The sequence below is a fragment of the Acinetobacter sp. YH12233 genome (assembly GCF_013417725.1).
Taxonomy (GTDB): domain Bacteria; phylum Pseudomonadota; class Gammaproteobacteria; order Pseudomonadales; family Moraxellaceae; genus Acinetobacter.
In genome coordinates this window covers 1-12,739 of record NZ_VPDK01000011.1, presented here as the reverse complement: position 1 = coordinate 12,739, position 12,739 = coordinate 1, and the positions used below count along the sequence as shown (strand labels likewise).

The following is a 12,739-nucleotide window of genomic DNA, read 5'->3' as shown; positions in this document are numbered from 1 at the left end:
GAATGCCCACATGAGTATTCAAGTTAAAAATATTGAAAAACACTTTGGTGCATTCCATGCACTGAAAAACATTTCTCTGGATTTCCCGGATGGTCAGCTGGTTGCCCTGCTCGGCCCGTCAGGCTGTGGTAAAACTACCCTATTGCGTATCATTGCAGGTCTGGAATCTGCTGACGGTGGTCAGGTGATTCTGGAAGGTCAGGATGCAACCAATGTTCACGTTCGTGAACGTGAAGTGGGTTTTGTATTCCAGCACTATGCCCTGTTCCGTCACATGACCGTATTCGATAACGTGGCTTTTGGTCTGCGTGTCCGTCCACGCTCTACTCGTCCATCGGAAGCAGAAATTAAAAAACGCGTGACTCGTTTGCTTGATCTGGTTCAGTTAGGTTTCCTAGCAGACCGTTACCCGGCTCAGCTTTCTGGTGGTCAGCGTCAGCGTATTGCTTTGGCTCGTGCACTAGCCGTTGAGCCACGTGTACTGTTACTGGATGAACCGTTCGGCGCGCTAGATGCCAAAGTCCGTAAAGAACTGCGCCGCTGGTTACGTACCCTGCATGATGAACTGCACATTACTTCAATTTTCGTCACTCACGATCAGGAAGAAGCCTTAGAAGTTGCTGATCAGATCGTGGTGATGAACAAAGGTAATGTGGAACAGATCGGTTCACCACGTGAAGTGTATGAAACACCGAAAACACCATTCGTGTTTGACTTCCTGGGACAAGCCAACCGCTTCGAAGGCCAGAATAATGGCGGCATACTTCAGCTAGGTGAAGACCGTATCCAGTTCGATGCCGCCAATCAGGCAGCTCAGGGTAATGTCATTGTCTTCGCTCGCCCGGATGAACTGCGTATTCATGCCCAACCACAAGAGAATGCGATTCAGGCCACGTTTATTCGTGAACTCTGGATTGCAGGAAAAGTCGTTGCAGAATTGAATGACCGCCAAGGCAATCTGATTGAAATTTCACTGACACCAGAAGAAGCCCGCGCTCATCAATTCCGTCCGGATCAAACTGTTTGGTTGAGTGCATTAAATCTGCATTTATTTGAAAACCAGGTCGCGTAAGACTGCAAGATGGGGCTTTAAAATGCCCCATCCTCTTATAGGGTAAAGAATTATGAATTTCCAACAATTAAGAATTATTCGAGAAACTGTTAGACAGAATTTTAACTTAACTGAAGCTTCAGCCGCGCTTTACACTTCGCAGTCAGGTGTCAGTAAGCATATTAAAGATTTAGAAGATGAGCTTGGTGTACAGCTATTTATCCGTAAAGGTAAACGCCTATTAGGACTGACTGAACCAGGTCAGGCACTTCTTGGTATTGTAGAACGTATGCTGGTTGATGCAGACAATATTAAACGTCTTGCAGATGACTTTAACAAGGTCGATGAAGGTACATTAACGATTGCAACGACGCATACCCAAGCACGTTATGTATTACCGCCGATCGTGAATCAGTTCAAAAAAGAATTTCCGAAAGTTCATCTGATTTTGCAACAAGCCAGTCCAATGGAAATTACTGAAATGCTACTTCAGGGTGAAGCAGATATCGGGATTGCGACTGAAGCCTTAACGACTGAAGAAAATCTGGCGAGTGTGCCTTATTATAACTGGCAGCACAGTATTATTACGCCGCAAAATCACCCGCTAAATAGCAAAGAACAGATACGTATTGAAGACCTCGCTGGCTATCCGATTATTACTTATCATGGTGGTTTCACAGGCCGTTCTAAAATCGACTCAGCCTTTGAAGAAGCCGGTGTAGATGTTGATATTGTCATGTCAGCTCTGGATGCCGATGTGATTAAAACTTATGTCGAGCTCAACATGGGTGTCGGCATTGTCAATGATCTGGCTTATGATCCAGAACGTGACTATCGTCTGAAACAGATTAAAACCGATATTTTCGGAGTAAATACTACCTGGATCGCCGTACGTAAAGGCCACTTATTACGTGGTTATGGTTATGAGTTTATTTCTTTATGCTCACCAGATGCAGACATCAAGGCACTTAAAAAAGTGGCTTATCCAGATGAATAATATGGATTATGCTTTCTAAATTGAAGAGGCGTATTGCCTCTTTTTTTAATTTTAACAGTAGATTATTTCATTAAAAATCAAGCATAATTACAGTATAATTCAATAAATTATATTAATGATGAGCTACAGATTTTCCCTCTTGGGATGTGGACTGATTTTTTCCGGGACAAGTTTTGCAGCAGCTTTTGAGCAATCCAATCAAACCATCCAGTCCTTTTTTGAAAAGGATCATTATGCCGAAGTGTCATTTGCCTGGACAAATCCCAATGTCAGCGGTCAGGTGCAGCATACCAAATTATTAGAACAATTAGGTATTCAGGATTTTTCCACGGGTCAACTTGCGAATAATCAGCTGGTTGCCAATGCGGCATTAAAATTACAGCTTCACCCACAGATCTCTTGGGGACTCATTTACGATCAGCCCTTCCATGTGGATGTTGCATATCAATATAGTCCAATTTTTGCAGGTAAGCCTACAGAGATTGAAACAGCCGATATTGAGTTTGATAGTCATAATCTGACTTCCATTCTTGGATATCAGCCTGATCGAAACTGGAATCTCTATGCAGGACTGAGTTATCAGACCTTAGAAGGTAATCTAAGTTTGGTAGGTGAATCTTTTTCGGTCTTTAATGGTTATCACGTTCAGCTTGAACAAAATGCTGCCTGGGGTTGGCTCGCTGGAATAAGCTATCAAATTCCTGAGTATTTCTTTAGAACAGCGTTAACTTATCGTTCAGCCATAAACCATCAACTGGAAACCACAGAATCAATTACAGTCGGTATACCTACGTCGTCAAGCTTTACGAAAGTACAAACACCTCAATCTATTAATTTAGATATTCAGAGCGGACTTCCCCCTCAGAATATTTTTTATGCGAGTTTACGCTGGGTAAATTGGCAAGATTTCGTCATTCAACCACCGAAATTCGGTGCAGTGATTGATTATGCCGCTTTGGAGTTTCCTGAAGTAAAAGATATCAAGATGATCGATTATCAGGAGGATCAATGGTCAGCCAAACTTGGAATCGCACATCAATGGCCTTCTTCTATGATTAATTCTTTTGAAATCTTATGGGACTCAGGTACGGGAAATCCAGCTTCTACCTTGAATTCGAGTAATGGTTATTGGGGAGTGGGTTTGGGCTATTTTCAGAATTTTCAAAAACACTGGGATATTGCTACAGGACTGTATTATTTAAAATTCCAGAAGCCTAAAACAGATACAAACGCTGCTATACCCCAGTTCGTGGGCTTATCCGCAGTAGATGATAACGATGTTTGGGTGGTCGGTATAAAGTTGGGCTATCATTTTCAATAGCTTTTAATAAATAAAAAACGAGCCGAAGCTCGTTTTTTATTTGGTTAAGCAGCTATGATTTAGAAGCGGAAGCTTACACCCAATTTTGCTACTGGAAGCCATTCGTATTTATTGTCTGTACGAATTTTTTCTCTTTCAGCATCAATTGCATCTGTAATTGGACGGCCATTTACACTTTCTGCTACCTGACTACCTGTATTATATAATTCTACAGTTGGGTTACCGTTATAATATGCACCAATTTCACCGAATACCCCCCAACGATTAGTAATTGCTGGAGAGAAGCCAAGGCCTACATAAGGTGCGATATTATTTTTATAAGATAAACTACCTACTACATCACCTACATCTGCTCCAAATGTAGAACCATCAATTCTGATTTCCCCATCTGTGCCAGGACGACCACGTAGACCATAATCATTATCGATATAAGCCACACCTGCTGCCATATAGAACCAGTTCGCCCAAGGACGAATTTCAGCATTTAAGTAAGTCAGGTTATTGTCCATATCCAGGTCATATTTTGTTCCATTAACTGATAAATCATCTGACCAAGAAATATCACCACCGTTATAACCTAAAGTAACACCTACATAAGGGTTAGCATTCCAAGAGATCGCGCCACCATAACCGGTAGTACCGACTTCAGCACGAACAGCTGCAGGTTTAAAGAAAGAGAATTCAGCTACGCCTTCATCTGTTACAATTGTTTCATCAGCAGCCATGACAGATCCAGCTGTGGCAGCTAGAACGGATACTGCTAAAAGTTGATATAAAGCTTTCATTATTTCTCTCCTCAAAAGAACTTTTTTTTCATCATTAGTTATTCGTGATGAGCTCAATATAAAGGAGTCAATGAATATTTTTTATTCGTGTTTTGCTGAGCTTTTGTTATTTTTTGATACATATTAATTTTTCTTGTTGAATGATAAGCCTTTTTTAAACAATGTTTGTACATATCTAAAATACGAAAAGGATACTAATCACTTTACTTGCGAATTTAATTCAGCACCCTTCCTAGTTTTCCATCTTTTTAGAGCAATATAGTGTAAAATATCGGAAATTTTTTTCTGGAAGGAAGATCATGTCTCAGCTTTCAACAATCATTGAACAAGCGTTTGAAGACCGTGCGAATTTCACAGCAGCAGACTGTCCTGCTGAAATCCGTCAAGCAGTTGAGGAAGTAATTGCTGGCCTGGACAATGGTACTTTACGTGTTGCTGAAAAAATCGAAGGTGAATGGGTTGTTCATCAATGGATTAAGAAAGCGGTATTGTTATCATTTAAATTAAACGATAACAAACCAATGGAAGCTTGTGATCTTCGCTTCTACGACAAAGTAGATACTAAATTCTCTGACTGGACTGACGAGCAGTTTAAAGCTGCTGGCGTACGTGTTGTTCCTCCGGCGGTAGCGCGTAAAGGTTCTTTCCAGGCGAAAAACGTGGTACTGATGCCTTCTTATGTGAACATCGGTGCTTATGTAGATGAAGGTACGATGGTTGATACTTGGGCAACTGTAGGTTCATGTGCTCAAATTGGTAAAAATGTTCACTTGTCTGGTGGTGTAGGGATCGGTGGTGTTCTTGAACCGCTTCAAGCTAATCCAACTATTATTGAAGATAACTGTTTCATCGGTGCACGTTCTGAAATCGTTGAAGGCGTAATCGTTGAAGAAGGTTCTGTCATTTCAATGGGCGTATTCATTGGTCAATCTACCAAGATTTATGACCGTGAAACTGGCGAAATTCATTATGGTCGCGTACCTGCTGGTTCTGTTGTGGTATCAGGCAGCCTGCCATCTAAATGCGGTAAATACAGCTTATATGCAGCTGTAATCGTGAAAAAAGTAGATGCGAAAACTCGTGCTAAAACTAGCCTGAACGATCTGCTACGCGAAGACTAAGATGTCTTAACTTAGAGGGTACATTTGTGTTCCTCGGAGCTTCAACCGCTCCTCGTCTCTACGGTCAGCAATGATCGTAGGGATTTTTATTTTTATACATTGTTATTTATTTTTCAGTGGTTAATGTTGTTATGAATACGCTTCGATCTTCCGCAATTCCAGTTTCTGATCCGTCTGCGGGCTTACGCATTACGGAGATCTTCTATTCATTACAAGGTGAAGCCAATACTGCAGGTTTACCGACCGTATTTATTCGCTTAACCGGATGTCCACTGCGCTGTACCTATTGCGATACTACCTATTCTTTTGAAGGTGGCGAGCGCAAATCTTTAGATAACATCATTCAGACCACGCTTGATTTTAAAACGCCTTATGTGTGTGTGACCGGTGGTGAACCATTAGCGCAGCCGAACGCCCTGCCCCTGATGCAGCGACTTGCAGATTTAGGCTGTGAAGTCTCTTTAGAAACCAGCGGTGCGTTAGATGTTTCTAAAGTGGATGCACGGGTATCTAAAGTTCTGGATTTAAAAACACCAACTTCAGGTGAAGTTGCACGAAATTTGCTTACAAATCTGGATCATTTAACTCAGCATGACCAGATTAAGTTTGTGATCTGTAATCGTGAAGATTATGAATGGTCAAAACAGCAGGTAGAACAGTACCAGTTGAATGAAAAAGTCAGTACGGTCTGGTTCTCCCCTGCATTTGCAGTTGAAAAAGGAGCTGCGCGCTTGCCACAATTGGCACGTGATCTGGCTCAATGGATTTTAGAAGACCATCTCCCTGTTCGTTTCCAGCTGCAGCTGCACAAGTTGTTATGGAATGATGAAACTGGTCGTTAATTTTTGTAAATTTACTATATTGGAGTATTTGTTATGCGCCCTCGTGCCATTGTATTGTTATCTGGCGGATTAGATTCAACAACCTGTCTGGCTTGGGCGCAGGCACGCTATGAATGTATCGCACTAAGTTTTATGTATGGCCAACGCTCTACTACAGAACTTGATGCAGCTCGTGCGCTGGCTCAACGCTCGGGTGTAGAACATCGTGTCATCAATATTGATTTAGGTAACCTGGGCGGCTCAGCCCTTACTGATCATAGCATTGAGGTACCAGACCAATTGCAGGAAGGTATTCCGGTAACCTATGTGCCTGCACGAAATACCATCTTCTTATCTTATGCTTTGGCTGCTGCAGAAGTGTTCGGTGCTGAGGCAATTGTGATCGGGATTAATGCGGTGGATTATTCAGGTTATCCAGACTGTCGCCCGGAATTTATCGAAGCTTTTGCCAACATGGCACGCCTTGCAACCAAGGTTGGTGTCGAAGGTCAGGCCCTGAAATTTGAAACACCTTTGTTACATTTATCCAAAGCAAATATCATTCGCTTAGGCCTAGAACATGGCGTAGACTACAGTCAAACGGTATCTTGCTACCAAGCAGATGACCAAGGACGTGCGTGTGGAACATGTGACAGTTGTCGTTTACGCAAGCAAGGTTTTGCTGATGCAGGTGTTGAAGACCCGACACGTTATTACCTTTAAAATCGATCAAGGTTATAAATCCATATTATGAATATTAAAGCCAAATTACTTGCGACTAGCCTACTCTCTTTGTCTGCCCTATTTTCAACTGCATCTTTTGCAAATAATGATCAAGCTAAGGCAAAAGCAGAATTTGAGGCAATGAAAAAAGAATACACAACTGCCATGAAAAATGCTGGAAGCAGTTCAAATGTACGTGACGGTTTAATTAAAGCCTGTGCTATTCCATACAAACAGGCAGTGAAGTACAAAAAACTGACTCAGTCTGATGTGAATAAGCTTTGTACATGTGAAGTAGATGCAGAAGGTAAATTGACTCAAGCTCAGAAATGGCAGATTCAAAGCACCATTAACCAGAAGAAAAACCCTGCAACTTTAGACTTTGTTAAAAAACAAAGCCAGAATGTGCAGTCTTGTGTAGGCCCACAGCTCGCAGGTAAATTAAATTCACTTGCTGCAGAAGCCAATAAAGCCGCTCAAAAGAAATAATCCTGACGGATGTTTTTCTAGAATAAGCCACTATAATGTGGCTTATTTTTTTGAAAAAATTTAGAAAAATTGGAGAGACCATGTCTGAGATCAGCTTACCTGAGCACACTTTTTCAACCACTACAGGTGAAATTAATCTAGCCCAATTAAATGCAGAATGGCTGGTTATCTATTTTTATCCTAAAGATTCGACACCTGGCTGTACTACTCAGGCAGTCGGTTTCTCTTGTTTAAAAGATCAGTTCGATGCACTCAATACGACTATTCTGGGCGTATCACGTGATTCGGTTAAAGCGCACCAGAACTTTACTGAAAAACAGAATCTGACTATCAATCTGATCAGTGATAAAGAGGAAGTGTTATGCAAACACTTTGATGTCATTAAAGAAAAGAATATGTATGGCAAGAAAGTCATGGGCATTGAACGCTCTACCTTCATTTTCCATAATGGCAAACTGGTCAAAGAATACCGTAAGGTGAAAGCTGCTGGCCATGCTGAACAGGTTTTAGAAGATTTGAAAGCTTTACAGACTGCTTAAGGTCTTTTATAAAATCAAAAAAAGGTATGATCAGAAATATCATGCCTTTTTCTTTAGAGTTGCTGCAAAGAATAATTCAGTTGACTAAAGAAACTGCAATTGACCACATTACACAGCCAATGAGTACATCCAGTATTTTCCAGGCTTTTGGACGCTGAAAAATAGGTTGCAAATAACGTGCTGCATAGCCCAGTCCAAAAAAGAATACAAAGGACGCACTAATCGCTCCTAAGGCAAATTGTATCTGCGCATTGGAATATTGGGTGGAGATGGAACCAATCAAGACCAGTGCATCCAGATAAACATGCGGATTGAGCCAGGTCAGCATCAAACAGATCAGCAAAACTTTATATAAAGAAGGCACATCTTTTTGATCTGTGTCCAGACGCTGCTCATTCTTCCAGGCCTGATAAAAATGCTGAGCGCCATAGATCGCCAGAAAAGTTGCACCCAGATATTTCGCCATATTGATCCAGTGCGGATTGACCAGCATCAATTGTGAAAACCCCAAAACACCGGCAAAAATTAATATTGCATCAGATAAGGCACAACACATACAGATCGCAAAGACATACTGCTGTTTCAAGCCCTGCTTCAATACAAAAGCATTTTGTGCACCAATGGCAATAATCAGGCTAAAGCCTACTGCAAGACCTTGTATATATGCATTTAACATTGGAATATCATGGAATTATAAAGATGGGGATCATTATCTATGTTATTCTTTTCAATTAAATATAATTAAGAAAATATCATTTAGACTAAATTTTATTTAGGTAAGCTATGCCACTTAATTCTAAAAACTGTGATGCTTTTCTGGCTGTTGCAGAAACCCAAAGTTTTGATGCTGCCGCAAAATTATTAAATATAACGGCTTCGGCAGTCACTTTAAGAGTGCAAAATCTGGAAAGAGATTTGGGGCAAGTTTTGGTGCTACGTGAGCGTCCTTGTAAAGTGACCAATGCTGGTCAAACCTTACTGAATTATTTGCAGCATCAACGCCTGTTACAGCAGCAATTGATCCAGCAATTAAATGGTCAAAATAAAGCAGAATTCAGCTCGATTCATATTGCGGTAAATGCAGATTCACTCGCGACCTGGTTATTTCCCTGTCTGAACACCACCCTGCTTGCAGAGAAAATCACTTTGAATCTTCAGGTCGCTGTTCAAAGTGAAACTCATAAGCTTCTGGAGCAGGGTCAAGTCAATGCCTGCATTAGCAGTGAGAGTGAAGCCATGCCGGGCTGTAAGGCTCATTTTATCGGGCAGATGCATTATAGAATGGTCGCAACACCTGCTTTTGTGCATTCCTGGTTTAAACAAGGCATTCACCGGGAATCACTGCGTAAGGCACCTGCTGTAATTTATAATGATCAGGATCATTTACATAGCCATCTACTGTTAGCTCAATTTGGTTTAAACCAGCAATGTTTTCCTTTTCACTATATCCCCTCCTCGACCGCCTTTGCGGATGCTATTTTTTCAGGATTAGGATATGGTTTGGTGCCGGACTATCAAATTGCGGACCGGATTCAAAATGGGACACTGATCGAAATACTGCCTGAATGCTGTTGTGATGTACCTTTATATTGGCATCACTGGAAACAGCAGTCTCCCGCTCTAAAACAGTTAACCAAAGTCATTCTGGAACAGGCAGAACAATGTATGAATAATCCAATTCAATAAGCAGTTCTATGATGTCCTGCCGAATTCACAGAAATTGAATATCAGATTATTGGGTTTTCCACTGTCCCATTAGGTGAATATTAACTTTTTCACCCACGCCTGCAGTGGCTTTCTTCATCCCAAAATCTGAGCGATTAATTACCGTGGTTGATTTCACATCGAGTAGATTAGGATTACCCTTGTTCGGTGTCAGAGTGGTATCGAAAACTACTGGTCGAGTAACCCCTCTTAGAGTGAGTTGACCCATGACCTGATAACGATTCGTACCATTTGGCTTAAACTGGGTACTTTTGAAATTGACTGTTTTATAGCGCGATGCATGAAACAGGTCCTCACCCATAATCATATTTTTAAGGCTGGGCTTGGAAACCTCCAGGCTATCCACCTGCATAGTGAACTCAGTAGATGACTGTTGTGGCCGATCGGGATCAAACTGCATGGTTGCCTTGAACTCTTGAAAATTTCCCTTTACCACATTCAAACCCAAGGAGTTAATGCTAAAGCCGACACTACTTTGAGGCGTCAATGTCCAGCTTTTAGCATACGCAGCCGATATACATATAGCAGATAGAGCACCCGCATAAGCTATATTTTTCAGGAATAGATTCATTGTGTTCATCCTTAACAATCAAATGAACTCACTACCTTAAAACGGTTTTAGCCCAGATTTGTTTTATCATTTAGTTCAAACTTGTTGACCAATTGTTGATAAATCTCATTATTTTTAAATTTATGTAAAAACTCACTGGTGCCTAAAGGAAAAGCCGATTCCACCACTTCACCGCGATAATACGCTTCACGTAAAGGAGTGGCGGATATAGCGCCAACCAAGCTATCCAGTTCCACCATTTCCCATTCCGGGAACAAACTTAAATAATAAGAAGATTCATCTTTAAAGTGTCCAATTAGACCAACTTTTGCTTCTGCTTCAACTACTTCAGACACCAGCGATTTCACCAGTTTTTGCCATTTTTCATCATTATAGACATCAATGACATGGACAAATTTAATCCGTTTCTGATCTGCTTCAGAAAAATTCGACAGGATCATTTCTTCACGTTCAGTGGCCAGAAATGGATTTTTAATATTACGTTCTTGCTGTGCTGAGCCTAATGCCAGAATCACCTGCTGGCTCTGCTGCAAGGCAATTTTAATCGTTTGCATATGGGCCAGATGGAAAGGTTGAAAACGACCAATAAACACCAGGTAATCAAATTTATACTTCATAGCACATCTTACTTTTATGAACGCATCAGTTATGCCGCAGGGAATTTTTTGCGACATAATAAGCGCCAATAAATTCATATTAATAAAGCAAGGATAGTACGATGACACTGAGCTGTATTCAACAACCGCATCAGCATTTAAATGCGAATTTAGACCATGGCGTATTGACCTTAGCCATTCACCGCCCTGAGGCAAAAAATGCGCTTTACGGCGAACTATATCTATGGATCGCACAGGCGCTGGATGAAGCAGATCAGGATAGTAGTGTGCGTGTCGTGATTCTACGTGGTCAGGATGCAGACTTTAGTGCCGGCAATGACATGCAGGACTTCATGAAGTTTATTCAGACACCTCTGCAAGCTAAGGCTGGCGATACCCCTCCTTTTGTCCTGTTGAAGTCTGCTGCAAAATTTTCCAAGCCTTTAATTGCAGCTGTTCGTGGCGTTGCGATTGGGATCGGGGTAACGATTCTGCTGCATGCTGATCTGGTTTATAGTGACAATACTGCCCTGTTCCAGATTCCATTTGTTAGTCTTGGCCTGTCTCCTGAAGGTGCTTCAAGTAAGCTGTTAGTACAACAAGCTGGCTATCATAAAGCGGCTGAGCTATTGCTTACGGCACAACGGTTTAATAGTGAAAAAGCATTGGGCGCAGGTCTGGTAAATAGCATTGAGGAAGATGTCTATGCTGCTGCTGAAAAACAGGCACAAACTTTGGCTGCTTTACCACTTGCTTCCATTAAGCAGACCAAAGCATTAATGAAACATAATCTGGCTGAAATTATCGAATGTATTGATGATGAAGCTGAGATATTTATGAAACGTGTCGGTTCACCTGAAATGACAGAAGCTGTTCAGGCCTTTATGCAAAAACGGAAACCTGATTTCACACAATTCAACTAATTCTGAAACTTATCTTTTAATTGAGGCAGTTTAGACTGCCTCAATCTTTTATTTTTTTGAAAGAATCTAGCTTATGACTAATGAAAACTCCCAAACGACTTCTCAAACAACCGATAGTTCAAATCCTGAAAAGAAACGTTACTACGAACCTGCACCTCAGGATATTGATGTAGACAATTTCCGAAAGGTCATCGAAAGCCGACGTTCTGTACGTAAATTCACTAAAAAGCCAATTCCTGCCGAGGTTCTCGATGCCTGTCTGGATTTGGCCTTGCTGGCACCAAACTCTTCAAACCTGCAGCCGTGGACATTTTATGTGGTGCAAAACCCCTCCAAGAAAAAACGTCTGGTTAAAGCATGTATGAGCCAGCTTGCTGCTAAAACGGCTTCAGAACTGATTGTCTGTGTGGCACGTACTGACCGTGTAGATGAAATGGCTAAACTGAATATCAGCGAGTTTCCATTTCCTGAGGCTCCACCAGCCATTAAAAAGTACTATAAGTACATTCCATACAACTACAAGACCGGTTATTTGAATGCCTTTGGTAACTTTAAGAAAGTTGCTTTCAAAGTAGCACGTACACTCGATAAACAAATGCCAGTGTCTGCATTTAGCCCTGCTGATGCGAAACTTTGGGCAAGTAAAACCACAGCACTAGCATGTGAAAATCTGGTACTGGCTTTACGTGCTTATGGTTTTGATAGCTGTATGATGGAAGGCTTCGATGAACCAATGGTTCGTGAAATTCTGGACCTGAATGATCAGCAATATCCGGTGATGGTGATTGGTGCTGGTGAACGTGCCAAAGATGGCGTGTTCTTCCCGCAGTATCGTTTTGATCGAGAGCTGTTTATTCAGAAGGTTTGAGTTTAAAAATAGTATTTAAAGGATTTAAGAATATTAATTTACTTAATATTTGATGACATGGATGTCGCTTAATTAAGTATATTAACCCGAATCCTGCTTAAGCCGATGACTTCATAATTTGAATTGTTGGCTTATTTTTATGGATCAGTTGATATGCACACAAGGACGCGTAAATCCCTCCTAGAAATCCATGAACACTACGTGCTTTG

At 41.3% G+C, this 12,739-nt stretch carries 15 protein-coding genes and 1 pseudogene; 11 read left to right on the top strand and 5 right to left on the bottom strand.

Annotated features, from left to right (window positions below):
* The first annotated feature begins 10 nt into the window (after positions 1 to 10).
* From FTV12_RS06745 to FTV12_RS06735, 3 genes are all read left to right on the top strand, one after another.
* Positions 11 to 1,072, top strand: coding sequence for a sulfate/molybdate ABC transporter ATP-binding protein (locus tag FTV12_RS06745; protein WP_180033805.1), 1,062 nt, complete (start codon positions 11 to 13; stop codon positions 1,070 to 1,072).
* Positions 1,073 to 1,124: 52 nt separating this feature from the next.
* Positions 1,125 to 2,048, top strand: a complete 924-nt coding sequence (locus FTV12_RS06740; protein ID WP_179992692.1) for a CysB family HTH-type transcriptional regulator — start codon at positions 1,125 to 1,127, stop codon at positions 2,046 to 2,048.
* A gap of 118 nt (positions 2,049 to 2,166) precedes the next feature.
* On the top strand, positions 2,167 to 3,369 hold the full coding sequence (locus tag FTV12_RS06735; protein ID WP_373687225.1) for an outer membrane protein transport protein: 1,203 nt from the start codon (positions 2,167 to 2,169) through the stop codon (positions 3,367 to 3,369).
* A gap of 59 nt (positions 3,370 to 3,428) precedes the next feature.
* Here FTV12_RS06735 and carO read toward each other — a convergent pair whose 3' ends face one another.
* Positions 3,429 to 4,154: an ornithine uptake porin CarO gene (gene carO / locus FTV12_RS06730; protein WP_180033803.1), complete on the bottom strand. Its 726-nt coding sequence runs from the start codon at positions 4,152 to 4,154 to the stop codon at positions 3,429 to 3,431.
* Between the two features lie 299 nt (positions 4,155 to 4,453).
* Between carO and dapD the strand changes: the two genes are divergently transcribed.
* From dapD to FTV12_RS06705, 5 genes are all read left to right on the top strand, one after another.
* Complete coding sequence (dapD, locus tag FTV12_RS06725; RefSeq protein WP_004784553.1) at positions 4,454 to 5,275, top strand: 2,3,4,5-tetrahydropyridine-2,6-dicarboxylate N-succinyltransferase; 822 nt, start codon at positions 4,454 to 4,456, stop codon at positions 5,273 to 5,275.
* Positions 5,276 to 5,406: 131 nt separating this feature from the next.
* Positions 5,407 to 6,117, top strand: a complete 711-nt coding sequence (queE, locus tag FTV12_RS06720) for a 7-carboxy-7-deazaguanine synthase QueE (protein WP_180033802.1) — start codon at positions 5,407 to 5,409, stop codon at positions 6,115 to 6,117.
* A 33-nt stretch (positions 6,118 to 6,150) separates the two neighbouring features.
* Positions 6,151 to 6,819 carry a 7-cyano-7-deazaguanine synthase QueC gene (queC, locus tag FTV12_RS06715; RefSeq protein ID WP_034704975.1) on the top strand — a complete coding sequence of 223 codons (669 nt, stop codon included), beginning with the start codon at positions 6,151 to 6,153 and terminating at the stop codon, positions 6,817 to 6,819.
* A gap of 27 nt (positions 6,820 to 6,846) precedes the next feature.
* Positions 6,847 to 7,308 carry a hypothetical protein gene (locus tag FTV12_RS06710; RefSeq protein ID WP_034171206.1) on the top strand — a complete coding sequence of 154 codons (462 nt, stop codon included), beginning with the start codon at positions 6,847 to 6,849 and terminating at the stop codon, positions 7,306 to 7,308.
* A gap of 80 nt (positions 7,309 to 7,388) precedes the next feature.
* Positions 7,389 to 7,847, top strand: coding sequence for a peroxiredoxin (locus tag FTV12_RS06705; RefSeq protein WP_180033801.1), 459 nt, complete (start codon positions 7,389 to 7,391; stop codon positions 7,845 to 7,847).
* Positions 7,848 to 7,923: 76 nt separating this feature from the next.
* Here the strand turns inward: FTV12_RS06705 and FTV12_RS06700 are convergent, their stop codons facing one another.
* Positions 7,924 to 8,523, bottom strand: a complete 600-nt coding sequence (locus FTV12_RS06700; RefSeq protein WP_166138351.1) for a LysE/ArgO family amino acid transporter — start codon at positions 8,521 to 8,523, stop codon at positions 7,924 to 7,926.
* A gap of 107 nt (positions 8,524 to 8,630) precedes the next feature.
* Here FTV12_RS06700 and FTV12_RS06695 point away from each other — a divergent pair, with 107 nt between their 5' ends.
* Positions 8,631 to 9,533, top strand: a complete 903-nt coding sequence (locus FTV12_RS06695; RefSeq protein WP_180033800.1) for a LysR family transcriptional regulator ArgP — start codon at positions 8,631 to 8,633, stop codon at positions 9,531 to 9,533.
* Positions 9,534 to 9,579: 46 nt separating this feature from the next.
* Here the strand turns inward: FTV12_RS06695 and FTV12_RS06690 are convergent, their stop codons facing one another.
* Positions 9,580 to 10,143, bottom strand: a complete 564-nt coding sequence (locus FTV12_RS06690; protein WP_180033799.1) for a YceI family protein — start codon at positions 10,141 to 10,143, stop codon at positions 9,580 to 9,582.
* A gap of 47 nt (positions 10,144 to 10,190) precedes the next feature.
* Positions 10,191 to 10,760, bottom strand: a complete 570-nt coding sequence (locus FTV12_RS06685) for a nicotinate-nicotinamide nucleotide adenylyltransferase (protein ID WP_004784571.1) — start codon at positions 10,758 to 10,760, stop codon at positions 10,191 to 10,193.
* A gap of 101 nt (positions 10,761 to 10,861) precedes the next feature.
* Between FTV12_RS06685 and FTV12_RS06680 the strand changes: the two genes are divergently transcribed.
* Positions 10,862 to 11,662: an enoyl-CoA hydratase gene (locus FTV12_RS06680; protein WP_180033798.1), complete on the top strand. Its 801-nt coding sequence runs from the start codon at positions 10,862 to 10,864 to the stop codon at positions 11,660 to 11,662.
* A 73-nt stretch (positions 11,663 to 11,735) separates the two neighbouring features.
* On the top strand, positions 11,736 to 12,530 hold the full coding sequence (locus FTV12_RS06675) for a nitroreductase family protein (protein ID WP_166138362.1): 795 nt from the start codon (positions 11,736 to 11,738) through the stop codon (positions 12,528 to 12,530).
* A 97-nt stretch (positions 12,531 to 12,627) separates the two neighbouring features.
* Here FTV12_RS06675 and FTV12_RS06670 read toward each other — a convergent pair.
* Positions 12,628 to 12,739, bottom strand: a pseudogene (locus tag FTV12_RS06670) (IS982 family transposase); the annotation flags it as partial.